The sequence below is a fragment of the Shewanella aquimarina genome (assembly GCF_023349185.1).
Lineage (GTDB): Bacteria > Pseudomonadota > Gammaproteobacteria > Enterobacterales > Shewanellaceae > Shewanella > Shewanella aquimarina.
Map to the genome: position 1 here is coordinate 67,716 of NZ_JAKIKY010000003.1, position 25,640 is coordinate 93,355.

Below are 25,640 nucleotides of genomic sequence, written 5' to 3' on the forward strand. Positions count from 1 at the left end.
CTTATTGGCCCTCCACGAAATCGGCCAGTTCGCTTAGCGGCGCCTTGTGATAGAGACTCAGCATGGGAGATAGCAGGGAGGTGGCAATGGTGCCAAAGCCTGCCTCGCTAAAGTCGTCGGGGAAAGTAAACAGCCTCTGGTAGTGGGCCTCCTGGCCTTCGCCTAGGTTAGACTGCTCATCCAGCCATTGTGGCTGGGCGGCGATTAGCTTCTCTCTATGCTCTCCCTCGGCCTCTACATAGGCTAAGGCGGTCCTAGGCATGAAGGGCAGGGGCTCGCACTGACCCTGATGGTAATGCTCGGCCCAGCGCGATAGCTGATTGAGCGCCTGCTCGGGTGTTATCGGCGCAAAGCCATGGAAATGGCCGATATCTAACAGGTAGCTGTGGCGCTGCCAAGGAGTGGCTTGCCCCTTATCAGCTGCCGCGTTGAGGCAGAGGTGACGTAAGTAGACGCGAATAAGATCTCGCGCGTTCGCCGTGCCCGGACGGTAGTTAACCAGCCCCTTGGCACTGATGCCGTCTATTCTGCCCACCAGGTTCGTGGCGGCGCTATCACTCAGCGTCAGGTCGATATCCTGAGTATGACTGCTCTCCCCCTGTAGATAGAGGGTACGCCCCACTAAGGCGCGAATATCGTGCAGATATTGGTTGAGTAGAATATCGTCGAAGGGGGCAAGCGGTAGCTGACCCGAGAGCCTCAGGCGCTTGAGCAGGTTATCCGATGGCCGCTCCTCGCCCGATTTGACCGCATCTTCAATCAGCAGCGATTGCAACTGATAGCGAGACAGGGCATTGAGGGCGAAGGGCTCATCATTTTCATCCATCTGTATGCTGAGGCTAAGGTCCAGCTTGAGGGTGCGATTGAAAAAGTACTGCGCCGGATTGCGGAAGAAGCGGATCAGTGCCGAGAGCTCCAGCGGCTCGTCCTTGTCTTCGTCGGCGATGAGGCTCAGTGGCTCAGTGATAAACTGGCCGGGCTGAGTATGGGGGGCGCCGTCTGCTTCACTCGCTTCCTCAGCATGAGTGGTTGGGCACCACTGCTCGCTATAGCTCTGGCGCAGTTGCTGAGCCTGGTGATTACCTTCCGGAGGCGCTTCTTGCGCCAAATAGAGGCGCTCGTCGAAGGGCTGTAGCGGCATAGTGACGATAAGCTGCGCTAAAATGGCCCGTTCGATTTGGGCGATATCCGCCGTGTCTGTGTCTCCATTGAGCATGTCTGCACAGGACGCCGGCAGGTAGCAGAACTGGCAGTATTCGATAAGCTCAGAGACCAGCATAGAGGGGATGCGCTCGCTGTTATCCCGCTCGCTATGGCCGATATAGCTGATGTAGAGCTGCTCTCTGGCCGAGAGCAGCGCCTCGAGGAACAGGTATCTGTCGTCGAGTCGGCGGGAGCGGTCGCCCTTGCGCGGCCCCTCTTGCGCCACCAAGTCGAAGCCCACGGGGTGTTGTACCCTGGGGTAGACACCATCATTCATGCCTAATAGGCAGACCACCTTGAAGGGGATGGATCGCATCGGCATCAGGGTACAGAAGTTGACGCTACCCGCCAGATAACGCTGCCCCACCCGTGATTCGGTGAGGTGGCGGGTAAACCAATTTTGCATCACCTCGAGTTCGAGTTCGCTCTGGTAGTCAGTTGCAGTCAGTTCCTCACTCAGTCGCATGATCGCCTGTAACAACTCCTGCTTCTGATTTAGCTCCTCCTCAATGCAGTCGTAGAAGGTCTCTACCAGGTTTTGCAGCTGAGTGATACGCACGCCGAGGGGGCAATGTGAATCGAGCTCCCGATTAAATTCGTCGATCGCCTCGATAAAGTTGAGCAGCTTACCCAAGGCCTGGGCGGATTGTCCTTCGACACCGGGCAGTGCCAGGCTGTCATGGTAGATGGGGGCTTCATCGCTAAAGCTATAGCCTAAGATCAGTCGCTTGATGCCAAAGGCCCAGGAGTTATGCTCAAAGGCCGGCAGCTGCTGGGCCTGACGACTCTGCTCATCCCGGCCCCAGCGTACGCCTGCCTGTTCCAGCCAGCGGCGAATAAGCTGGAGGTCGTCATCGTTCAACTCGAAGCGGCGCATCACGGCGGGCACTTCGAGTATGCCTAGAACGTCGGTCAGGGCGAAGCGGCTCTTGTTGAGACCAAGCAGGTGCAGGAAACTGTTGATGAGCGGCGATTCCTGGGCCGCGCCGCGATCGGCTATGGCGTAGGGGATAAAATGATCGCCGCGTTTTGAGGCAAACACCGCATCTATGTAGGGGGCGTAGGCGGCGACATCTGGCATCATCACCACGATATCCTTGGGGGCGAGACCGTCTGATCGCGACAAGCGCTCCAGCAGGTGATCGTGCAGCGTCTCCAGCTCTCTTAGCGGACTGTGGCAGCTTCTCAGTGTCAGGGAATCATCGTCACTCGCCAGTATTCGTCGCCCCTGGGTGGTGAGATAGAGCTCGGCGTCCGGCCCTAAGGTCTGGCCCCGGGTGCTCAGCTCGAGGATATCTTGCTGAACCCCTTGTAGCACAGTGTGGCTACCAGGGTCTTGGTAGCATTCGAAATTGAAGTTAGTGTCATTTTCCGGCAGCTCGAGAATAAGATCTAACAGCTCACGGCCCATCTTGCCGTTGTTAGCCAGCAGTGGATTACCCACCTCGAGTTTACTCTCCCAGTCGATAGACAATTGCTGCTTGCCGCCATATTGCAGCGCCATGCGCGCCCTGAGCTTAGGATCGACGATATCGCCCCAATAATGTTGGCAGGGACTGAGATTGAGCATCACCACATCGATACGTTTGGCGAGGAAGTAGAGCACCTCAAGTGTCTGCGGCGCCATGGAGGAGATCCCAAAGACAAACAGGCGTGTCGGTAGCTTGCTAAGATCGCACTGGGGATTGCTGAGGGCATCAAACAGCGCCTGGTGCAGGTTGGCCCTGTGATAACGACTCTGGTTCAAAGTGTGATGATTGTAGTGGATCAAGGCCCGCCACAGCACGCTCTGCCATTGCTGCGACCCATCCAGTGGACGCTCCTTAGGCGGCAGGCGATCTTCGCCCTGTTCCCAGGCCAAGATCCAGTCCGGGCGATAGACCAGATATTGGTCGAAGATATCGGCTATCTGACTGCAGAGCTGAAACAGTTTTAGTGAGTGCGGCGCCGCGCTGTCCTCAAGTATGGCATCGTCCTTGAGGTAGTGAGCTAAGGGAGCGAAGACCTCCTGAGACAAGAGGCCTGGCAGCAGTTCCATCAGCTTCCAGGTCATGGCCGGTTTGGTGAAGGCGTTTTCCTTGGGCACATCGGGCAGCAGCTGATGACACAGTTGCCAGATGAAGCTAGACGGCAGGGGGAATTCCAATGCGGCGGCGACGCTGTTTTGCTCGGCGATGGCGAGCCTCAGCCAGGTAGACATGCCGGGACTCTGGACTAAGATCTGTTCATTGCTCAGTGGTGACTGACCCGCCGGGGGCGTCTGCAGTTCGTTGGCGAGCAGCTGCGCCAAAGCCTCTATTCGATTCGATTGCACCAAATACAGCATGAGATCACTTATCCATTTCGTTGTTGTGTGGCTATTCTAGGGCATCTGGGTTATCCGGCCAATCCTCGCCGTGCGATATCGGTGTAATTCGATAGCCTCGCTCAGTTTATGCTTATTTTTCACACATTTTCAATGGCTTTGCGAGAACTGGGATCATGATTGTCTAAGCAAGTATTTAGAACCCTTGGTTTTCCTTGTGCAGGTTAAGCCTTGCTAGTCTTAGTCATTAACTGGTCTCTAACGGGCCCTTAAGTTTCAGGATGGCAATGCGCAGCCGGCGTAGGTCCTGTTTTAGCTGACGCTTGAGCTGTTTGCTGGCTCTTGGTGAGGGGGCGCGATATTTCAGTGTCATGTAACTTGTGGTGTAGCGTGTCATGGGCTCGCTGAGCGCTGGCGCCGCGGTCAGCACCCGATCCTGATAAGCATCCACAGATTCGCCTTGCGCGCGCGGCAGCCCGCGTTTGGCTAGCATGGTACAGATCTGCTCGAACCCGGCGACTACCGGGTCTGGATGGCGGCTAAAGCGCAGCAGGCCGACACTGTAGGCGATAAAGAGGGCGATAACACTGAAGGAGGCGATGACAAAGATGGCTACCTTGGTAGCGTTGATCTCACCCAGGATCTCTTTGAGCAATTGCGTTTGCCTGTCTTCGTCGAAACCCAGCACCCACTTGCTCCAGTAGTAATCTATGCTGGCTAGGGACATCCTTAAATTATTGAGCAGAGGATACTGGCGCAGCCTCAGGCTGCTGAAGGGGTTATTGATAAGATAGCTCTGTTCGGGTGAGAACAGCGCATCGAATCCCGCCTCGACCCGTTCGGGGGCGATCATGGCTGTGGGATCGAAGCGGGTCCAGCCCTTACCTTCGAGCCAGACCTCGACCCAGGCGTGGGCCATATACTGATAGACGCTGAGGTAACCGCCAGACTGGTTCCACTCGCCGCCCTGATAACCCGTTACCATGCGCGCGGGCAGGCCTGATTGTCGGGCGAGGAATACCATGGCACTGGCATAGTGGGCGCAGAATCCGGCGCGGTTCTCAAACAGAAAGTCATCTATCTGCTGTGGGCCGACCCGAGGCGGTTCCAGGGTGTAGAAAAATGGCGCCTGATTAAAGAGTGTCATGATGGCGTTAAGGCGCGACTCGGGCGCGGGATACTCGTGTTTCAGCTTAAGCCCCAGCGCCCGTGACCTTGGATTTGACTCCTTAGGGAGTTGAAGATTACGCTGCCTGAGTTCAGGCGAGAGTCGGCGATCGAGTTTCGCCTCTGGATAGGAGCTGACCCGATATTGATACTTCTGACTCAGGGGGGCCTTGGCATACAGACGGCCATCGGGTAGCTCAAGAATATCTCGGGTATTGGTGTAGGCGAGGTCCAGACCAAACAGCCAGTTTTGGTAACTCGGCTCGGCGATCACCTCGTAGTTTATCGGCGTACCTTCGGGATTGGGGCGAGCATTGGTCATGACTCGTTGTCGTTGTAGCGTCTTAATCTGCGGGTCTTGGGTCCAGGTCTTGCCGTCGTAGTGATCCAGCACTAGGGCGCGCCAATAGAGCTGACTGTTCGCCGGGCGGCGATTGTCGAAGGTGACGCGATAGGCCAGGGCGCTTGAGCGGGTCAGCTTGCCGATATCGCCGAAGGAGAGCTCGTCACTCAGTCCCGTGGTGGCATTCTTGGGGTTGGGCACCAGCCAGAGCGGTGGCAATCTGGGCAGCACCATAAACAGGACGATGGCCAGAGGCAGGCTCTGCAGCATGAGCTTGGCCCCTAGCTTGGCGGTCCGCCGAATCGAACTAGCGTTTAGATAGAGGCTGACCAATACGCAGATGTTGATGGTGGCGACCAGTGTCAGTTGCAGGGTGAACCAGAGGCTCTGTCTCTCGATGAGGGTAACGGCGATCAGGAAAAAGCCCACCAGCACCACGGCGCGGACGTCACGCCTGTCGCGCATCTCGATATATTTGAGGGCGTAACCCAAGATCAGCAGGTTGATCAAGCCGTTTAACAGGCCTATCTGCGCCGTGACTAAGGCCAGGGTGACGGCGGAGGCGATCGCTAGTGTGGTCACCAGGTATCTGGGGGGCTTAGCCACCTTACCGACAAAGATCCCCACCCGCCACAACAGGCAGATGGCGCAAATCGCCATGCTCCAGGGCGTCATCTTATCGTACAGGGGGGCCAATACGCTGAGGTTGACCAGCAGCAACCAGAGCAGGCTCTGACGCCCTATGTTCTCACTCTTGCTATCGGCCATGGCTGGCCTCCAGATGGTCAGGATAGACGGCGAGGGTGCTGAGCACCAAGTGTCTATGTTGCTCGCCGCTGCCAGGCATCAGTGTCTTACCCGGCACCTTTAGGCCAAAGATCTGTCCCTTGGCCGAGAGCCTATCTGCCGCCCAGGTCAGCAGGCTCACTTGCTCCTCTAAAGGCGCATTAGTGTCTAAGGTTAACCATTGGGGCGCGCTCTGGGGCTGCTCAAACTCTTTGGTGAGCATGCCGCGTCCCTGTGCCAACTGCTTCCAGGCGATCTGATTGAGTGATTCACCGGTGACGAAGGGTTTTAGGCCGTGAAACTCCTCGACGCCGACGACGCTCTTGCCCCTCTCTTTTGCATGATGATCATCGCCTTGCTGTTCGGCGCTGAGTTCATACTGGCCCGGTTTAGGCTGTGCAAACGCTATCTGAGTGTTGTCGAGATCCACATGGGACCAGGCGCGGCACAGTCCTAGCGGATAGCGGCTCTCTACCCTGAGGCGGCCGGGTGCTACCCATCCTCGCCGCTTGTTACTCAGGGGGAGCAAGGCCTCCTGGGGCTTGTCGTCGATTCGGTTTAGGGTCTGTACTCGCTGTTTTTCATAGCTAAGCTCCACCTGATGCTGCACCTGCTTGGCATGGAGGATGACGCCATAGAGCAGGGTCTCGCCCGCGTAGGCTTCGGGTCCAGTCTTGGCCTCGAGTGTCATGCCCGCCAGGTTGCGATAGCTGTAGATGATGCAGGTGTTGAAGAGGCTGAGCAGTAAGATAGAGAGTCCGATCACCAAATTATTCTGGTAGTTGGTGCCAAAGAGAAACAGCAAGACCACGAACAGCAGCCAGAAGAGGCCAAAACCCGTGGGCAGGATAAAGATGCTTCGGTGGGCCAGGGTCACCTTATTGCTGGCGGGAAGGCGTCTGGCGATCCAGGCCTGCCACCATTGGCTGAGTCGGTTTTGCTTTACCTTAGTATTCGCCATGGCTTATATCATATGGGCTTATAAGATGGGGTTAGTGCTCGCGAGCAGACGCTGAGAGAGGGCTTCGCCCTGTTGCTGGCTGGTATGCCTTAGCCTGTGCTCGGCCACGGCGGCAAATACCGCCTGTACATCGTCGGGAACCAGATAATTACGTCCCTGAATGAAGGCCCAGGCCTTGGCGGCACTGAGTAGCGCCTTGCTTGCCCTGGGGGATAGCCCGTAGCCTTCGTTGAGCTGGCGTGAGCCCTTCACCAGCGCCAGGATATAGTTGAGCAGCGCCTCGGAGGCCTTGACCTTACTCACCTGAGATTGCAGCTCAATGAGGGTGAGGGGATCGACACAGGCGGGCAGGTGCTGTAACTGGGGCGAGATATCTTCTCCCTTTAGCATGGCCATTTCGGCGGTCTCGTCAGGATAGCCGATGGAGATCCGCATCATGAAACGGTCGAGCTGGGATTCCGGCAGGGGAAAGGTACCCGACTGCTCGCTGGGGTTTTGGGTGGCGATGACGAAGAAGGGACTCGGCAGGGCATGGGTCACGCCATCGACCGAAATCTGCTGCTCTGCCATGGCTTCCAGCAGCGCACTCTGGGTCTTGGGACTGGCACGGTTGATCTCATCGGCCAGGATCATCTGTTTAAAGATGGGGCCAGGATGGAACACAAATTGGGATTGTTCCTTATCGAAGATAGAGACGCCGAGAATATCCGCCGGCAGCATGTCGCTGGTAAATTGGATGCGTTGATGGCTTAGCCCCAGGCTTTGGGCCATCCCCTGGGAGAGGCTGGTCTTGCCCATGCCGGGCAGATCTTCGATCAGCAGGTGTCCCTTGGCGAGGATACAGGTAAGGGCCAGCTTGATCTGATGGGGCTTGCCCAGCAACACATGTTGCAGCTGGTTTAAGATCGCCGTGATGCTTGAATGAGACATGGAACTCCTTATTGCGAGCACTCGGTAGTTAAAATAATCCTGATGATGGCCTTTAACTATGAGGCAGAAGCCTGTGATTGGCTACCTTATTTTGGTCGTTCTTCGGGGACTAAACAATAGTTTATGTTTCGAGTAATCCTGCAAGCGGCAGTTTGATCTCTGCCTGGATGAAGGAGTCTCGATAAAGAAAACCTTGTACCCAATCGAACTGGAAGTCTTGGGCTATGGCGAGTTCATCACGGGTTTCGATCCCCTCGAGTATAGTGAGTTTACCTGAATAGCGGGCAAAGCTGATCAAGGCTTTTAGTAGTTCTTGGGTGTGGGGAAGATGAAGTTGCTTGAGCCAACATTTATCAAATTTGAGACAGTCAACCTGAGTGGTTAAAGTCAAAGAGAGCATGGAATGAGGGGCGCCGATATCATCAAGCGCAATCTTAATGCCTGCGGCCCTTAGCCGGGTGGCAAGGGTGAGTGCCTGTCTGGCATCGCTGGCACAGGTATTTTCGATAAGCTCTACAGTGGTGTTTGGGCGTCGATGGATCTGCTTTATCAAATCTGTGGTCAGTGCGGTTGATAATCCGTGAGGATCTAGGTTCAGAAACAAGGCTTTGTTTCTTGGAGCTAGGTTAAGTTGTAAATGCTTGGCGGCATATTCGACTCGACCAAGCAGGTTTGGTGTGTCATGGAGGCGCTCAAAAACCTTATTTGGAGGTGTTGGTTGTCCCTTTGGAGTAAAGAATCGCGCAAGCGCCTCAAAGCCTGTGATCTGTCCGCTGTTGAGAGCGATGAACGGCTGATATTCGCAGCCCATAGTGAGTTGGCTAAGCTTCATGGCTTCACTTAGGAAATTAATGCAAATGATAATTATTCACATTTGTTGGAGTGTGTCTATGTTTCCCTTGATAAGTCGTGAAGACTTGCTGATTTTATCGCCAATGCCGAAGCATTGGCGACAAACCTTAGTATTTGAAGGCGAGTTCCTTTGACGAAAACAGTGCGACAGGTTTCTGTTGCTTCGCCTGATAGATGACGCGATAACTCAGTACCGCCTGCACATATTCGCGGGTCTCGGTAAAGGGAATAGACTCGATAAAGGCAAAGACATCCAGCTTGCCCTGGCTGCGTTCTAGCCAGCGCGTGACCCTGTGGGGCCCGGCATTATAGGCGGCGGTGGCCAGCACTCGGTTACCATCGAATCTGTCGAGCAGCGACTTATAGTAACGGCTGCCAAGGCCGGTATTGAGCGAGACATCATAAAGACTCTTGCTGCCGCGGTACTTGATGCCATGTTTGCGTGCCGTCTCTTTTGCCGTGGCTGGCATCAACTGCATCAGGCCGCGGGCACCCACGCCTGAGGTGGCGTAGGGATAAAAGGCAGATTCTCTGCGGGCGATGGCGCGGATCTCATCGATATCGACCCTGGCGTTTTTGCTCGCTGCCTTGAAGGCCTCTTCGGCGGCATAGGGAAAGCGCAGCGTCATGTCGTTCCACAGCTGTCCCTGTATGCTGGCCTGTACTGTTAGGTCGTGCCACTTGTTGCGGCTCGCCAGCAGGGCATACTGCGCCTGTTTCTGCTGCGGGTGGCGCCCAAGTAGCAATACCCATTCGGCGCGGGCATCAATTTTTTTATCCAGCGCCAGCAGCTCCTCAACCCGGGCAAGCCCAGGATCCTGAGCGAGCAGGGGAGTTAGCTTGTCGTCGGGCTGAGTGTCGATCTGTGCCAAGTTGATGGTGGTCGAAACTAGATCGGCGGCAGTAAAGCCATAGAAGTTTCGCTGTTTACTCAGGGCGGGCAGGGCTGTATCGGCCACCTTAGTACCTGTCTCCATCTGGCGCCTCGCTATCCAATACTGCCAGCGGGCTTTCTGGCGTTTGGATTCACTCAACAGCGGCAGGTATTTGTCCAGGCTCTTATTGTCGGCTTCTCTTATCGCCCAGCGCAGGCGTAGCGTCTTTAGATCGTCGCTGTCTGTCTTAGGCAGGCGGTTATCGACGAAGGCTTTGAGCTCTGTCTCCTGGGCTATTAAGGCGCGTTTCATCAGGTAGCGCGCCAGTTTTTGTGCTTGATAGTCGCTGAATCTGTGGGCCTTCTCATATTTTTGAAACAGGCTGACCGCCTTGATGAGATCTTTTCGGGCCAGGCGCCTAAGACCCGCATCGACGATATCGCCATAGATGGCGGCCTTCACCTTAAAGCGTTTGGTGTGCCTCAGGGTGCGGGGGTCTTGATACACGGCAAGGAGCTGCTTGGCCTCTTTCTGATGAGCCGTCACCTTACTGGCCAGATATTTGAGCAGACTATATTCGCTTCCGTTGAAAGCCATTAGCATGCGCGACCAGAGCAGCGATTGACTGCGGTGTCCGGCTTTCTCCCAGGCGGTAAACAGAGGATCGCATTCCTTGGGGCGCGAATGTCCGTGGAGCCAGAGCTTCTTGGCACCATCGAAGGCCATGGCCTTGTCGCCTTGGCTTAGTTGGGCACGGTAGTAATAGCATTGTAGGCTGATGCTGCGGGGCACCTCAGGGCTGATGGCGAGAAAATCTTGCCAACGCTTTGTTTTACCGGCGCTTTCCAGATAGCGATGGCGAGCACTGTTATAGAGCGGTGTGCCATCGAATCGCGCCATCGCCTTACGTGCCTCGCTGCCTGGCGCAGCGAGTATGTTGTCTATTTCCGCGTGGTAGTCGAGATAGGGAATGAGCGGGTAGCCATTGAGCTGGGCTCTCAGGGTCTGATAGCGTTCCAGTTTGCCATTATCCAGGGCCTCTCTGGCGTCAAGGTAGCGCTGCTGGTTCTGGGTTAGGCTAGCCGCCGACAGCGTCATGGGGATGAGCGCACCTAAGCCTATGAGGAGATAACGTTTAGCCTGAAAAAGTGTGCCTAACCGCTTTGGCATTGTCTTCCTATCCTTGTCTACTGCTTTGCTCGATTCGCTCTGTGACGCATCTGTATTTGCTAGGGCCTGTTGATCTTTCAAGTTTAATTTTTGTTCAATCTAAACGCGTTTTGCGCGATGCGAGAGCCATGAAGCATAGTTACTCTATGTGAATGGCGAACAACAAAGAAATCGTCTGGAACGATTTCTAACAGCGCGCGTTTAGATGAACCCGTTGGGCAGCGTTTGTAGGCCATTTCTACGGCGTTATCGCCAATTTGTGTAGAAGACTACACGACACAGGCTCTGCCTTGTATAAATCACCTTCAAACTGCTGCAAAAACAAACGGCAAAGATCAACAGGCCCTAGTGTAACGGTTGATCAATTCAGTTTTATGTCATGCTCCATATGATCGCTGAGCGCCTGATCGAGTAACTGACTATCCAACTGCTTATTGGTCGTGACACCCATTTGTTGCATCTGATGGGCCTGGCGGATCAAGTTCCCTTTACCTGTGCTTAGCTTACCCATGGCCGCCTGATAGTGTCTGTCCAGCGATTCCACCGCGCGACCTATCTTCTCCATGTCCTCGAGGTAACCACATAGCTTGTCGTAAATTTTGCCCGCCTGCTTGGCGATGAGCTGGGCATTCTGGTTCTGATATTCATAGCGCCAGATGTTGTTAATGGTTCGCAGTGCCACCAGCAAGTTAGTCGGGCTGACCAGCATGATGTTGTTTTCCAGCGCATAGTTGATCAGGCTAGGTTCATGCTCGAGCGCCAACAGGAACGCGGGCTCCAATGGAATAAACATTAGCACATAATCCAGGCTTGTTAAGCCGTGAAGCGCCTGGTAATCCTTTTGACTGAGGCCCTTGATGTGATTGCGGATCGATAGGCAATGCTCCTTGATGGCGGCCGCCTTGACGCTGTCATCATCGCTGTTGAAATAACGCTCGTAGGCCACCAGGGACATCTTGGCGTCGATCACCACATCTTTGTTTTCCGGCAGATGAACGATCACATCTGGCTTGAAGCGTTTACCATTGTCGTGTTTGAGATCCTGCTGGGTCTCATATTCGTGGCCCTCTCTCAGGCCGCTCTCTTGTAGCACACGCTCGAGAATCACTTCGCCCCAGTTACCTTGCTGCTTGTTATCGCCCTTGAGCGCCTTGGTGAGGTTGATGGCGTCCTGACTCATTTGCAGGTTTAACGCCTTGAGTGACTCCAGTTGATGCTTCAGGGCGCTGCGCTCATTCTGCTCGACAGTATAAGATTCCTGAACCTGCTTTCTAAAACCTTCAAGCTGCTGTTTAAATGGAGAAAGCACATTAGAGAGCTGTTGTTCGCTCTCATGTTGTAAACGCTGCGCCTTAGCATCAAAAATTTTGTTGGCGAGATTCTCGAACTGCTGGGTCAGGCGCGACTCTGATTCGTGCAGGTGTTTAATCTTGTCTTCCAGCGCCTTTTGCTCGGTCTCAAACTTGACCGTCAGCGTCTGCTGAATGGCGTTGGACTTGGACAGGGCCAGTTGGGTCTCCATCTGTTTGCGCTGGCTCTGCTGGAGTTGCTGCTCGAGATCGTCGGCGCGCTGGGCCTGTGCCCGGCTCATGCCGAGCAGATTAATCTGATGTTCAAGCTTCTGGTTGAGCTGGGCAATGTCGCTGCGCTTCTCTTCCAGCGATGCTTCCAGCAGCGCGATGGCGGTGCCGTGTTCCTGGATTAGCTCCTCTCTTACCCTCTGCCATTTGCTGCGGGTGAGGCGCTGGTTGAGTAGGGCACCGATCAGCAGTGCTAACATGGCCACCGCGGCTAAGACGATGATTTGTGGGAGAGATAGAGGAAGTTGTGTCAACATAGTCGATACCCGTTATAAGCTTGGCGTTAAGCCTCTCATGAGGCCAATGCAGGTTCAAGGGGGGATAGGGCAAATGACGAACACTTGTTCGTTAAATATTATTTAGGTGAAATTTTTTAAGGGTTTTGACTATCTAATTAAGCATGGGCTGAAAAGCGACGTACATAAGGTGGTAGCAGATATGGCGAAGGGCATCATAGGAACGGGAAGAAAAGCTTGGCAGGAGAAGAGTGCACATGTCACGCCAGAGGCGGTATTTAACGATAGACGCAATATCGTCAAGGCACTCGGTCTGGGTGCGCTGGGTGCCAGCATTCCCGGACAGGTACAGGCGGGACTGTTTGACCTGTTCGGAAAGTCTGAGCCCCATGCTCCCTTTGTGACCCATCCGCTGGCATTTAGTCGTAACGATGCGTTTGGTCAGCAGGAGATCTTAACGCCTGAAAAGAAGGTGACCACCCACAATAACTACTACGAGTTTGGTACCAGCAAGACAGATCCTGTCGAGAATGCCCAAGGCTTCAAGGTGGATCCCTGGGTGCTGCGGGTCGAGGGCATGGTAGACAAGCCGCTCACACTGGATCTGGACGACTTGACCAAGTTGCTGCCACAGGAGGAGCGCATCTATCGCCTTCGCTGTGTCGAGGCCTGGTCTATGGTGATCCCTTGGGTGGGCTTTCCACTGAAGGCGCTGCTGGCTAAGGCCGGGGTCAAGGCGGGTGCGACCCATGTGGCCTTTGAGACCCTGTTCGACCCCGACCAGATGCCGGGACAGAAGAGCCGACTGATGGGAGGTGGTATTCATTATCCCTATGTGGAAGGGCTAAGACTGGATGAGGCTACCAATGAACTGGCCTTCATGGCCGTTGGACTCTACGGCAAGACGCTGCCGCCGCAAAACGGTGCGCCAATCCGTTTGGTGGTACCTTGGAAGTATGGCTTCAAGAGCATCAAGTCTGTGGTCAGGATCCGCGTAATGGACAAGCAGCCACCCACTAGCTGGAACCAACTGGCACCCCACGAATATGGTTTCTATGCCAATGTGAACCCTAAGGTGGATCACCCTAGGTGGTCCCAGGCAACAGAGCGGCGCATAGGTGAGGGCGGGATCTTCTCGGCGCAGCGCATCGCGACCTTACCCTTTAACGGCTATGGCGAGCAGGTGGCCCACCTCTACAAGGGAATGGATCTGCGTCAGTACTATTAGATTTATTTGAATACAAGCGAGCCATAAAGAGGAGAAGTCTTTGTTTCGATTGCAAGCCAGGCATCTGTTGCCGCTCAAGCTAGTGTTTCACCTTATCGCTCTAGTTCCCCTCGGAGTGTTGGTGTGGCGAGTGCTAACCGAACAGCTTGGGGGCGATCCGGTTCAGTACATCATTCACTATACCGGAATGGGGGCGATCAATTCCCTGATCGCCGTGCTACTCATCTCGCCGGTGGCAAAGTATTTTAAGCTCGGGCTCTTGATGCAAACCCGCCGCTTAGTGGGCTTGTATGTGTTTGCCTATGCCAGCTTACACATCTTGGCTTTCTTGAGCCTCGACCTGCTTTTTGCCTGGCAACTGCTGCTAAGTGAGATCGTTAAACGTCCCTATATTATGGTGGGCGCGACGGCCTATCTCATCTTGTTGCTGCTGGCGATCACCTCGTTTGCCAGGGTCAGACGTGCCATGGGACGGCGCTGGCAACAGTTACATAACTGGGTCTATCTGGTGGCTTTACTGGCACCGATCCATTTTTATTGGTCAGTTAAATCTGAGGTGATCGAGCCGAGCCTTTATCTGATTGGCTTGATCTTTTTATTATTGATCAGAGTTAACTTTAAGCAGTTGCAGCGGCGCTTTTCACTGAGGACGAGCTAGGTTAATCAACCTCACTCTTTTCCACCTGCTGGGCAATAGTGTCGCTAAAGCGGTGGCTGTTACCACTGATCTTTTTGGCTTGATACATGTTGTCGTCGGCAATTTTGATGAGGTTCAGGCGGGTTAGCTCATCGCCCGGATACATGGCAACGCCTATGCTGACGGTGAGTGATACCGAGGTGCGACCACAGACGATAGGGGGCGAGACCTGAGCAATGATCTTGTCTATCACTATCGAGACTTCGGCGATGTCGTTGATGGGCTCGAGCCAGACCACGAACTCATCGCCTCCCAGGCGACCGCAGATATCGGAGCTGCGCACGGCGCTCTGTATTCGCCTCGCCGCTGTCGAGAGTACCTTGTCGCCGTTATCATGGCCCAGGCTGTCGTTAACCTGTTTAAATTTATCCAGATCGATGAATAACATGGCGGCGTGCATCTGAGTGCGCTGGCAGCGGGCGATGGCCGTGTCTATCTGCCGCTCGAAAGCGCTGCGGGAGTAGAGGCCGGTCAAGTCGTCGTGTTCCGCGACATATTTTAGTTTCTGGGTCTGACGCTTGAGCTGTTTGGTCTGCGATTGAACTTCGCTCTGTAGCGCCTCTTTGCGTATGGTGGTCTCTTTGAGCTTCTGGGTCATGGCGTTAAACTTCTGCGCGAGTATGGCGAGCTCGTTGTGATGAACAACTTTAATATTGCCGTCTAGATCGCCCTGGCTGAGTCGTTTGATCCCCTGTTTCATCGGATGCAGGCTCTCTCTGAAGGCCTTGAGGGTCGAGATGGTAAACAGCAGTGAGATGATGGAGCCCGCCAGCAGGAACAAGATAGTCGAGGAGAGGATCTGTGATTGCTGCTCGGCTAAGCTGTCGATCACCTGGCGCTGCAGACTGGTGAGATCTTCACTCATGGACTGTATCGTGATGTTGAATCGGGTGGTTAACATGCCGCGAGCAGAAGTGATGCCACGCTGAGGAGTCGAACTCAGATGCTGCTGGGTGAGTTCGAGCAGCGCCGCGAGGCTATCCGCCTGACGATTTAGATTGGTGGTCAATATCTTAGTAGATGGCGCGAGAAACTGGGCCTTGGCAAGTTTTTGTTTAAGCTCTTGATGGGCATTGAGCGTCTGGATCAATACTTCCGGGTCTTGAAACTCCTGCAAGGCCCAAAGCCGACTCCTGAGTATATCTATGTTGCTTTCCAGTTCCATGATGCTGGACAGTTGCCGTAGGTTATCCTGCTGTATGTGTTTCAGGCCGGCAAAGGTCAGTAATATGGTGGTCGTCAGGAACAGACTGATAAAAAGCAGCAACTTCAAGCGAGTATTGATCATCATTTGCTGTTAACGTCCTAGGGTCTGTTTATCTTTCAGGTTTAATTTTTGTTCGATCTAAACGCGTTTTGCTCAAGGCGCATGCTGTGCGGCATAGTTATTCTATGTAAATAGCAGGCAACAAAGGGCAAGGCGCGTTTAGATGAACCCTTCGGGCAGCTTTTGTAGGCCATTTCTACGGCGTTATCGCCCGCTCATGTAGAATAACTACACTATACGGACTCTGTCTTGTATAAATAACCTACAAAATGCTGCAGAAACAAACAGGAAAGGTCAACAGACCCTAGTAATCGAGCGCCTGCTTGAGTGCTGAATCATCCAGGAGCAGCCTAAAATCCGGAGGCACTTGCGCATCAACCGTGCCGCTGGCGATCGCCCAGCGTGCCTGAGCATGTAAATTTGAGATCAGTGAGTTATTTAAAGATAGCCGAAATACATAATCATTCCACGCCCACTCCAGCTCTGGCTGTGAAATATTCAGGTAGTCACTAATGATCTGTTTGGCATTTTCAGGATGTTGATTAATAAAGTTTTGTGCGCTCTTTAACGCCCGAAGTATATTGGCGTGTTGTTGTTGATGTAGTTTGGCGTTGACGGCCGAGGTCACTAGATTGAAGGAGAGGTTGTAGATCCCTTTGCCCGGATATTGATAGATAGCATCGCCATGCTCCTCAATCAACTTGTAGCCGAAGGGTTCCCAAATCGAGATGGCATCTACGTCACCGGCCAGCAGTGCTGGCCCTAACGCCTGGGGGGACATGAAAACCTTGTGAAAATTCTGCTGCTGGTGGCCGCGGATGATCATAAATGCATCGGCAAAGAACTCGCTGGCGCTGGCCTTGACCATGCCGATTTTCTTACCATTTAACTGAGTCATGCTTCTGGGCTGCTTGTCGTTGAGGGTGAGGAGTTTCAGGTCGTTGTCCGATTCGACGAAACTGGCCAATAGGCGAAAATCGCTGCGCTCGAAGCCATTAAACATGATCACTGATTCAGAGCTGGTGGCGATATCGGCAACGCCCTGTATCATCGCCTGAAAGCAGAGGTGGCCTCCTCGCAGGGGGATAAGCTCGATATCCAGGTTGTAGGGTTTGAAGAGTTCCAGCTCTCTGGCGATGATCAGGGGCGCGCTTAAGGGAGTGGTAGAGGTGGCAATCTTTAACTTAATGGGGGGCTCGATGGCGGGCGCCTTGCCTCCCCACCAACTGACCGATAAGAGGCCTGTCAAGGCCAATACCAGAAGCATAATTCCCTTAGCTTTCATCGTAAAAGATTACCCCTACAAAAAGTACTGACACTTTAGTTTAGTTGTTATTGACCGACAGCGGTGAATAATTCACCAATAGGTATTATATCTTGCTTTTACCCCCTGTTTATTCCACTAAAGTATGCATTTATAGGTAGTTAGCGGCTTTGACAAAAGGTTTTGAATGGGCGAGATTTAAGGGGTTGTCATAATTTTCTGTCACTTGCCTTAAGGTGATCGCCATGAACGCCATATTTGCCCTGCTTCGCAAGTTTAAAATTGCCCACCGTTTGCTATTTATGTTGTTGCTGGCCATCGTCGCCACCGGCATCATGTTTGTGTTTGCGCTGGCTAACATTGAAGAGGTCTTGGTTAAGGAGAAACAGGCCAAGTTATCGGCGCTGTCCGATGTGGGTGAGAAGGTGATCAGCCAGTTCTATGAGGCGGCACAAGCTGGCACCATGAGCACGGAAGAGGCTCAGCGCAGTGCTATCGTGGCCTTGGATGCCCTGAGGTATGAGGGGAACGAGTATTTCTGGACCATAGACAGACAAGGGGTCATGGTGCAGCATGCCTTTGCCAAGAAGCTGGTAGGCACCAATGTTTTGGGGATGAAAGACCCCAATGGTGTCAGGCTATTTGAGAAGATGGTGACTGGCACGGCCAATAGCGATTATGCGTTGATCGAATATATGTGGAATCGCCCCAACGCCTCAGCGCCGAGCCCTAAGATGAGTGTGGTTAAGCGGTTTCCGCCCTGGGGCTGGATTGTGGGGACGGGCATTTATGTCGATGATATTGATGAGGAGATGGAGGCCTTTATCGGCAAGTATCTGCTGATCTGCGTCGCGGTCTGGCTGCCTGTGATTCTGATCTTAGGAGCTATTTCCCGCAGTATCTCAGCGCCTATGGCCGATACCATAGCCGCCTTTGAAAATATCGCTCGCGGGGAGGGGGATCTTACCTTGAGGCTGGAAGAGTCGGGTCGCGACGAGCTCAAACAGGTGGCGGCGAGCTTTAACGAGTTTGTCGCCAAAATTCAGGCCCTGGTGAATTCGGTGAGTGCCTCTGTGACCCACAGCCGAGAGCTGGCCGAAGGTTTAGCCGATATTTCAGCCCAGGCCAGTGCGGTGACGGCCAACATGCAGGCGGAGACCCAAAGCGTCGCCACGGCCATCAACGAGATGTCCATGGCCTCGTCTGAGGTGGCCTCGAATGCCCAGCTCGCGGCCGACAGTGCTGGCAGCGCCGATGGTGAGGCCGACGATACCGTGGCCGTGGTCGATGGCGCCGTGGCCAAGATTAAGGGCCTGTCTAATGAGCTAGAGGTAACCGCCGATGAGGCGCAGGCGCTGCAGATAAGCTCAGGTAAGATAGGACAGATCCTGGATGTGATTGTCGGCATCGCCGAACAAACCAATCTGTTGGCGTTAAATGCCGCTATCGAGGCGGCGAGAGCCGGCGAGGCGGGCCGCGGCTTTGCCGTGGTGGCCGATGAGGTGCGTACCCTGGCGAGCCGAACCCAGGAGTCGACTCAGGAGATCAATGCCATTATTGAGGCGATTCGCGCCTCGGTAGACAGTGTCAACGCCTCGGTGGCCAGAGCCAAGTCACAGTCGGAGCAGACGGTAGGTGAAACCAGTCAGGTGGTTGAGGCGCTGCAAACCATCAAGTCTTCTATCAGGCAGATCTCAGATATGAATATTCAGATCGCCACCGCGACGGAGGAACAGAGCGCGGTGATCGCCGAACTGAATATGAATGTGACCCGTATTAACGATATATCGCTGGAGAATCAGCAGAAGAGTGAAGAGATTGGCAGTACCAGTGAGCAGATAAAATCGGGTTCGGCGGATCTCGAGTCTCTTATCTCGACCTTTAAGCTGTAGTGAAAAATAACCTGCCCAGCGGCAGGTTATTTAGTTTGCGCCGACGTTTGTTGCATGATCTCCAGTACGTGGTCGTAGGAGATGCCATATTCGCGGGACAGGTTTATGACCTTAGTCTTATAGGTTTGAATGTTTTCCTGACGGGCGAGGTTGGCCTGCTCTTCGTCAACCAAATTGCCCACGACTTCTTGCAAGATCAGCAGTCTGCGTAGGTTAAAGTCTAATGTTCTAAGATATTTATCCATCTGCGCATGGGTTCGCGCCTGACTCAGTTCGCTGCTATTTTTTTGCTCGTAACCATATTTGTCGAGCGCAGCCATTGCATCATGTAAATCGATATGATCTGTCATTATTTTCCACTATTGCTTGGTCGATATTGGCTAATATCGACGGGTCTGTTAGTCAGGATATTGTTGTATTATCTTGATGATTAAATCGCCAATCTATATTAGCGAAGGCACATTCTAAAACCGATTGAATTTAAATTCATCTAATTTTCATTTTATATGTGCCTTGTTATAGTAACTTAACTTTTCTTTGTCCTGCAGGGAGGCTGCAATGCAAGATTTACTGCCCGATCTCTTTGACCAATATGACACACAACTGTCGCTGTTGGCTCCCCATTATCGACAGTTTGGCCAGAAGCGTATCTTCTGGGGAGAGGTGGTTACGGTGAAGTGTTTTGAAGACAACTCTAAGGTCAAACAGCTACTGGCACAGCCTGGTGAAGGCAGGGTGCTGGTGGTGGATGGCGGTGGCTCTAACCGTCGTGCGCTGCTTGGCGACATGATTGCCCAGAGTGCAGTGGACAATGGTTGGAGTGGCATAGTGATCAATGGCTATGTGCGAGATGTCGGCGCGTTAGCACAGATGCCCATTGGAATTCAGGCACTTGGCGCGACCCCCATCAAGACGGATAAGCGGGATATTGGCGATGTCAACGTTACGCTAGAGATAGATCGCGTTATAATTAAGCCAGGTATGATGCTATATGCCGACGATAATGGCGTTGCTGTATCGTCAGAGCAGTTGGATCTCTCGCAATTGGCCTAATGGGCCATTGCTCACCCTTACCAGACGGAACCTGTTATGAAATTTGTTAAATGGTTAGTGATCGTATTTGCCTCGCTTTTTATATTACTGATCGCCTATCTCACGCTTATCTTCGATCCCAATGACTTTAAGCCGCAAATTGTCGAGGCGGTAAAGAAGCAGACGGGACGCGATCTGTTTATCAATCAAGATCTCAGCTGGACCTTTTTCCCCAGCATAGGCATCACCCTTGGTGATATCAGCCTCTCGAATCCCAAAGGCTTTAAACATGACACCATGCTCAAGGTAGATGGCATAGTAGCCGAGGTGGCACTGTTACCGCTTTTGAGTAAAGAGGTTGAGATAGCTCAGCTTAACTTAGATGGCCTGACACTAAACTTCGACAGCTACAAGAATGGCCGCAGCAGCATGGACGGCCTGACCTCAGGTAGCGAGAAAGGCAGCGATAAGACAGAAGGCAAGGGCGATACATCAGGCGCTGCCCAGGGGAGCGTGCAACTTAGCAGCCTGAATATCGGCGGCATCGCGATCACTAACACTCAGGTTAATCTCTATGACGAGGCGACAGGCCAGGTTCAGGCGCTGAGCCTCGAGTCGTTAACCTTAGGCGAGTTTGCCCTGGGGCAATTTGCCGATCTGGGTTACAAGTTCTCCATGACGCAACCCGATATGAAGGTAAGTAGCCAAGGTAAAGGTCAGATTAAGGTCGATACCAACCTGGCCAAAATAGCCATCAAGGATTTTGAGATTGAGAACAGCCTGGAAGGCGATGCCATTCCCAACAAGCGGATGAATATTAATCTCACCACAGGCCTCGAGCTGGATAATAATGCCAAGACCATGGCGCTGGTGCTCTCAAGCCTGAATATCGAGCAGATTAAGGCTCAAGGTAAATTGTCGGTCAATTACGGCGGCAAGGTGCCCGATGTGGTGGCTGCCATGAGCTTTGGTGATATCGACGTGACTCCCTTTATGGCAAAAGATGAGGCCGCAAAAGGTGAGGATAAGACGGCTGAAGGTAAGGCCAGTGGGCCAGCTAAGGAGCCAGATCTTACCGGCATGAAGGCGGTCAACCTCAAGCTGGATCTCGATGCCAAGTCGGTGATTGCCGATAAGATCAAGACAGAAAACTGGTTGATGAAGCTTACCCTTAAGAATGGGGTATTGGACGTTAGTCAGCTCAGCGCAGATCTCTATCAGGGCAAGTTGCTTGCCAGCGTTCAGCTCGATGGTCGCAAACCTGTTGCCAGCTATCGCTTTAACAAGAAGATCTCAGGCATTAAGGTGCGCCCTCTGTTAACCGATGCCGCCGAGGTCGACATGCTGGCCGGTACCACTAACTTCGAGGTGGCAGGAACAGGCTTCAGCCTGATCCCCGACAACATCAAGCGCAATCTCAACGCCAAGGGGCAGTTTGAGGTCGCCGATGGCGCGCTTTACGGGGTGAACATCCCTCAGATGCTGCGCGATGCCAAGGCGAAACTCGGCGGTAATTTAAATGCCGCCTCAAGCGGTGAAAAGAAAACCGACTTCACCAGCCTGACCGGCAGCTTTACCATGGCTAAGGGGATAGTGACCAACCCGGATCTCAACATGGCATCACCATTGATCCGCCTGCAGGGTAAGGGCAATGTAAATCTACTCTCTGAGGCGATCGATTATGCCCTTAAAACCTCAGTTGTCGGTTCGCTAGAGGGCCAGGGCGGTGCGGAGAAAGATGTGCTCTATGGCGTCGACATTCCATTTGCCATCGGCGGTACCATAGGCGAGCCTAAGTTCTCACTGGATACGGCAGCCCTGTTTGATGCCAAGCTCAAGAAGGAAACCGAGAAGGCGACCGATGAGCTGAAAGATAAGCTGTTTAAGAAGCTAGGTGGCTTGTAACGCTCGGCTGTGATTGGCTGAGCCTAAAGGTCAGTACCAAGCCAGCAATGATTGGCTTAACGATAGGATTGGCCTAACAATAAAAAAGCGATGCCTAGGCATCGCTTTTTTGTTTTCACACATCGTCATTAGAGGCGAGTTTCTATCAATCGGTAAGATTAAAACCGTGTTATTAAACCCGAGACTTGGTCACATCCACATACAGGGTCAGCTTCTGTCCCGGTTGCAGGTATTTCTTGGTCGAAAGGCTGTTCCATTTCACCAATTGGTTTACGCTGACATTAAACTTACTGGCGATCTTTGCCAGGGAGTCGCCCGAGCGTACCGTGTAGTTCACCGTGCGGGTAACTGCCTTGCCGTTACCTTTTTGCCAGATCACCAGTTTCTGTCCGATAGAGAGGGGATCCTTTGGCGCCATGCCATTCCACTTGGCCAGTTTCGCGACGCTCACCTTGTGCTGCTTGGCGATCAGCCAGAGTGAATCGCCAGATTTTACCTTGTAAGTCAGCTTATAGCCGCTACCGCCTGACTGACGCTTCTGCAGGCGCTGCTCGGCCGATAGCAGATATTTAGCCGGATCCTTGGATGATACAGGGATCAACAGGTGCTTACCGGCGATGATGCGGTTGTTCTTGATATCGTTCACCGCGCGAAGGGCCGATGGAGTGGTATTGAAGCGCTTGGCGATTAGCCCGAGACTATCGCCGGACTTTATCTTGTAACGCTGCCACTTGAGGCGTTGGTCCTTATCGCTGGCGGCCAACTTGGTTTCAAACAGTTCGGCGTGCTCCAGCGGCACCACCAGACGATGTGGCCCTTCTGGCGCCGTCGCCCACTGGTTAAAGCCTGGGTTGAGCGAATGCAGTTCATTGAGCTTCATTCCGGCCATGTCGGCGGCCAGGGCCAGATCGATCTGGCTGCCCACATCGACAACTTTAAGCTGTGGTTGGTTCGGGATGGGGTAGAGGGAGATGCCATAATCATCGGCGTTAGCGATCACATCGGCAAGCGCCAGTAGTTGAGGCACGTAGCGCTCTGTCTCCCGCGGCAGATCCAGTGCCCAGAAGTCGGTTGCCAGCCCCTTGGCCTGATTACGTTTGACCGCATTGAGCACCCGTCCTTCGCCCGTGTTATAGGCGGCGATGGCGTACAGCCAGTTGTTGTGGGTTTTCTGGTAGAGATACTCCATCATGTCTAGTGCGGCAACGGTGGCGGCGGGCACATCGCGGCGACCGTCGTACCACCAGTTCATCTCCAGACCGAAATGCTTGGCCATGGGGGCGGTGAACTGCCACAGGCCAGAGGCCGCGCCATGGGAGTAGGCGAAGGGATCGAAGGCGCTTTCGACAATCGGCAGCAGTGCCAGTTCGATGGGCAGGTTACGCTTCTCAATCTCTTCGACAATAAGATACATGAAGGGCTCGGCGCGCTCCGATACCCTGGCCAGGTGCTGAGGATGCTTCAGATACCAGTTACGGTACTGATTAACCAGTTTTTGATCCGGCACTGGCAGGCTGAGGCCAAGACGGATGCGTTGCCATACGTCGGTGATCTGAATCGGTTCAGGCTCGACAGGGGCTGTGACTTGAGGCTCGACGACCACGGGCGCTGTGGTGATCGTCGGCGTGGCCGGTTCCGGCTGAGTAAAGCTTTGACAGCCTGCAAGCAGAGAGAGTCCCCCTGCAACCAGGACAATGGGTAAGCGCATCGACAATAATTCCTTACTTTTGGGTCCCTCTCGGAATGCGAAAACCCTCAGGCTCGCTCTGCGGGGACTTAATTAGCGCGCCATTGTATAGGAATTATCAGAAGTTGTCCTTCCATTGACGTAGAAGCGTGAAACTGGTGTCGTTATCTGTCACATCTTGAGCGAAATGACGACTCAGGTTCTGCTTGATGCTTGGTTGCTCGGGTCGAAGGAAGGGGTTGATCTGTTTCTCTACAGCTATGCTGGTTGGGAGACTCGGTTCGTTTCGTTCTCGAAGCTGTTTAACCATGTTGGCGTGAGCTATGAGCGCTTCATTGTCATCCTCGACCGTCAAGGCAAAGGCCAGGTTGGCCTGGGTATATTCGTGAGCGGGATAGACTAGGGTGTCATCATCGAGCTGAGCCAAGGTAAGTAGTGATTGTCGCATCTGGGCGGGAGTCCCCTCAAACAGGCGGCCACAGCCTGCGCTAAACAGGGTATCGCCGCAGAAGAGGTGGTTATCAATTAGGTAGGCGATATGCCCCAGGGTGTGGCCGGGAAGGTGAAATATCTTGGCCTCACTGTCGAGTTTTTCGGGCTTAACCGCTCGTGTCTGACCCGAGATAGGATGGTTGATCCCCTTGATATTTTCGTTATCTGGCCCGTATACGGTGAGCTTATGGTCGTGCTGCGCCTGAAGCTCGGCGATACCACCTGTGTGATCGCTGTGGTGGTGGGTAATTAAGATGCCATCGAGCACAATTTGATGCCGCTGGAGATAGTCTAATACAGCGCAGGCATCACCGGGATCGACCACATAATAGCCTCGGCTCTCTTTTGCATGAATGAGCCAGATATAGTTATCGTTGAAGGCAGGGATAGGGGTAACAGTATGCATACTCGTCTCTTACTGGGATTGGGTGACACGGATTTAGTTTACTGAGCAAAGCTATTGCGTGTATAGCGCTTTAGGGATTTAATACTAAAATAGTCAAATCATTAGGGAAACCGGAAAAGTGAGTTGCGGAGTGGCCAGTGTCCTTTAATGTGATAAAACCCCAGACTTGGCAGGAGTTGCCCAACGGCTTGTGGCTGCAAGAGGCCATAGAGGATAAGCTGATGCCCTGGTGGCCCAAGGTGTTTGGCTATCACATGCTCTGCATGGGGCCCCTTAGTCATGCCTTAGAGAAGCCCAACCTGCCTATCGGCCGGGAGTTTTCCCTGTGTGAGTCTGCCCTATGCTGTCTGCAGGGGGAGTATTCTCGTCTGCCGATTCAAAATGGGGTGATCGACGCCGTGGTCTGCTCCATGTTGCTTGATTTTGAGGCCAATCCCTATAGCGTGCTACGGGAAACCGACCGGGTGCTCATCTCGGGTGGCTATCTGTTTATCATAGGCTTTAATCCGTTGAGTCCCGCTTTCTTAGGCAAGATGTTGCCCAGCAGCCAGGAAAAATTACCCTGGAGCGGCCGTTTCTTCACCCCTGCAAGGGTGAAGGATTGGCTGGGGCTGTTGGGTTATCAGGTGGTGGGCGATGAGCGTCTGGTCTACCATCATCTGCTCAGTGAGATCCGCGGCGACTCCATCTGGCAACATGCGCTGCAGGCCTGGCTACCAGGTAGTGGCAGCGTCTATATCTTGGTGGCCCGTAAACTCGATTCGCCCTTGACCCCTATCATGGATAGGCAGAAGGTGCGTCAGCCTAAGTGGTCGACTGCGCCGACGGCGGGGCGGGTGAAGCAGTTTAGGTCTAAGTAATCAGCCGTTAACTGTTAGTCCTTGGGTTGATAGCCGGTATCGACCGCGCTCGGGTTGGCCTCGGCGGCCTCTCGCGCCAGGGTATCGCAGCGCTCATTTTCGATGTGGCCCGCGTGACCCTTCACCCAGCGCCAGTCTATCTTGTGTTGGTTAGTGGCGGCATCGAGGCGCTGCCAGAGGTCGACGTTTTTTACCGGCTCCTTGGCGGCGGTGAGCCAGCCGCGCTTCTTCCAGCCATGGATCCATTGAGTGATCCCCTGCCGCATGTATTGGCTGTCGCTGGTGAGAATGATCTCACAGGGCTCCTTAAGGGCCTCAAGCGCCACGATGGGAGCCAGAAGCTCCATGCGATTATTAGTGGTTAGGGCAAAGCCACCGCTGAGTTCTTTCACATGGGCCCTATATTTCATCACGACCCCATAGCCGCCGGGGCCAGGATTGCCCAGGCAAGAACCATCGGTAAAGATTAACAGTTGTTTCAGTCCGTGCATCAAGTTGCTAC

The 25,640-nt window shown here is 53.6% G+C and carries 19 protein-coding genes; 6 read left to right on the forward strand and 13 right to left on the reverse strand.

The features are described 5' to 3' along the window. Position 1: 1 nt before the first annotated feature. The 7 genes from recC to rmuC all read right to left on the reverse strand — a co-directional run bounded on the left by recC (position 2) and on the right by rmuC (position 12,429). Complete coding sequence (gene recC / locus L2731_RS04515; protein WP_249252040.1) at positions 2-3,529, reverse strand: exodeoxyribonuclease V subunit gamma; 3,528 nt, start codon at positions 3,527-3,529, stop codon at positions 2-4. Positions 3,530-3,755: 226 nt separating this feature from the next. Continuing rightward, positions 3,756-5,786: a transglutaminase TgpA family protein gene (locus tag L2731_RS04520; RefSeq protein WP_249252041.1), complete on the reverse strand. Its 2,031-nt coding sequence runs from the start codon at positions 5,784-5,786 to the stop codon at positions 3,756-3,758. Then, complete coding sequence (locus L2731_RS04525; protein WP_249252042.1) at positions 5,776-6,765, reverse strand: DUF58 domain-containing protein; 990 nt, start codon at positions 6,763-6,765, stop codon at positions 5,776-5,778. Before L2731_RS04525 ends, L2731_RS04520 begins: the two co-directional genes overlap by 11 nt. Before the next feature lie 18 nt (positions 6,766-6,783). After that, on the reverse strand, positions 6,784-7,695 hold the full coding sequence (locus L2731_RS04530) for an AAA family ATPase (RefSeq protein ID WP_249252043.1): 912 nt from the start codon (positions 7,693-7,695) through the stop codon (positions 6,784-6,786). 121 nt (positions 7,696-7,816) lie between these two features. Beyond that, positions 7,817-8,506, reverse strand: coding sequence for an EAL domain-containing protein (locus tag L2731_RS04535; protein WP_249252044.1), 690 nt, complete (start codon positions 8,504-8,506; stop codon positions 7,817-7,819). A gap of 148 nt (positions 8,507-8,654) precedes the next feature. Beyond that, positions 8,655-10,592, reverse strand: a complete 1,938-nt coding sequence (locus L2731_RS04540) for a transglycosylase SLT domain-containing protein (RefSeq protein WP_249252045.1) — start codon at positions 10,590-10,592, stop codon at positions 8,655-8,657. A gap of 361 nt (positions 10,593-10,953) precedes the next feature. Beyond that, positions 10,954-12,429, reverse strand: a complete 1,476-nt coding sequence (gene rmuC, locus L2731_RS04545; RefSeq protein ID WP_249252046.1) for a DNA recombination protein RmuC — start codon at positions 12,427-12,429, stop codon at positions 10,954-10,956. A 181-nt stretch (positions 12,430-12,610) separates the two neighbouring features. Between rmuC and msrP the strand changes: the two genes are divergently transcribed. Next, positions 12,611-13,636: a protein-methionine-sulfoxide reductase catalytic subunit MsrP gene (msrP, locus tag L2731_RS04550; protein ID WP_249252048.1), complete on the forward strand. Its 1,026-nt coding sequence runs from the start codon at positions 12,611-12,613 to the stop codon at positions 13,634-13,636. A 40-nt stretch (positions 13,637-13,676) separates the two neighbouring features. Next, positions 13,677-14,294: a protein-methionine-sulfoxide reductase heme-binding subunit MsrQ gene (msrQ, locus tag L2731_RS04555; RefSeq protein WP_239850677.1), complete on the forward strand. Its 618-nt coding sequence runs from the start codon at positions 13,677-13,679 to the stop codon at positions 14,292-14,294. Position 14,295: 1 nt separating this feature from the next. Here the strand turns inward: msrQ and L2731_RS04560 are convergent, their stop codons facing one another. Further along, a complete protein-coding gene (locus tag L2731_RS04560; RefSeq protein WP_249252050.1) occupies positions 14,296-15,624 on the reverse strand; it encodes a GGDEF domain-containing protein in 1,329 nt (442 codons plus the stop codon). A 280-nt stretch (positions 15,625-15,904) separates the two neighbouring features. Continuing rightward, a complete protein-coding gene (locus L2731_RS04565) occupies positions 15,905-16,867 on the reverse strand; it encodes an ABC transporter substrate-binding protein (protein ID WP_249252052.1) in 963 nt (320 codons plus the stop codon). Between the two features lie 242 nt (positions 16,868-17,109). On the opposite strand from L2731_RS04565, the gene L2731_RS04570 reads away from it, so the two are divergent. Beyond that, complete coding sequence (locus L2731_RS04570) at positions 17,110-18,756, forward strand: methyl-accepting chemotaxis protein (protein WP_249252053.1); 1,647 nt, start codon at positions 17,110-17,112, stop codon at positions 18,754-18,756. A 26-nt stretch (positions 18,757-18,782) separates the two neighbouring features. On the opposite strand, the gene L2731_RS04575 is transcribed toward L2731_RS04570, so the two are convergent. Further along, on the reverse strand, positions 18,783-19,106 hold the full coding sequence (locus tag L2731_RS04575; RefSeq protein ID WP_249252054.1) for a hypothetical protein: 324 nt from the start codon (positions 19,104-19,106) through the stop codon (positions 18,783-18,785). Positions 19,107-19,314: 208 nt separating this feature from the next. On the opposite strand from L2731_RS04575, the gene L2731_RS04580 reads away from it, so the two are divergent. Together L2731_RS04580 and L2731_RS04585 are read left to right on the forward strand one after the other, a co-directional pair. Next, entirely contained in the window at positions 19,315-19,809 is a 495-nt protein-coding gene (locus tag L2731_RS04580) for a putative 4-hydroxy-4-methyl-2-oxoglutarate aldolase (RefSeq protein ID WP_249252055.1), read from the forward strand. A gap of 36 nt (positions 19,810-19,845) precedes the next feature. After that, positions 19,846-21,693 (forward strand): AsmA family protein, encoded by a 1,848-nt coding sequence (locus tag L2731_RS04585; protein WP_249252056.1) that lies wholly within the window; start codon positions 19,846-19,848, stop codon positions 21,691-21,693. Between the two features lie 172 nt (positions 21,694-21,865). Here L2731_RS04585 and L2731_RS04590 read toward each other — a convergent pair whose 3' ends face one another. After that, the gene (locus L2731_RS04590; RefSeq protein WP_249252057.1) at positions 21,866-23,401 is read right to left on the reverse strand and encodes a LysM peptidoglycan-binding domain-containing protein; all 1,536 of its coding nucleotides are present in this window, start codon (positions 23,399-23,401) and stop codon (positions 21,866-21,868) included. A gap of 97 nt (positions 23,402-23,498) precedes the next feature. Next, entirely contained in the window at positions 23,499-24,278 is a 780-nt protein-coding gene (gene gloB, locus L2731_RS04595) for a hydroxyacylglutathione hydrolase (RefSeq protein ID WP_249252058.1), read from the reverse strand. Positions 24,279-24,415: 137 nt separating this feature from the next. On the opposite strand from gloB, the gene L2731_RS04600 reads away from it, so the two are divergent. Beyond that, the gene (locus L2731_RS04600; protein WP_249252060.1) at positions 24,416-25,138 is read left to right on the forward strand and encodes a methyltransferase domain-containing protein; all 723 of its coding nucleotides are present in this window, start codon (positions 24,416-24,418) and stop codon (positions 25,136-25,138) included. A 14-nt stretch (positions 25,139-25,152) separates the two neighbouring features. Here L2731_RS04600 and rnhA read toward each other — a convergent pair whose 3' ends face one another. Then, a complete protein-coding gene (gene rnhA, locus L2731_RS04605) occupies positions 25,153-25,629 on the reverse strand; it encodes a ribonuclease HI (protein ID WP_249252062.1) in 477 nt (158 codons plus the stop codon). Positions 25,630-25,640: the final 11 nt, after the last annotated feature.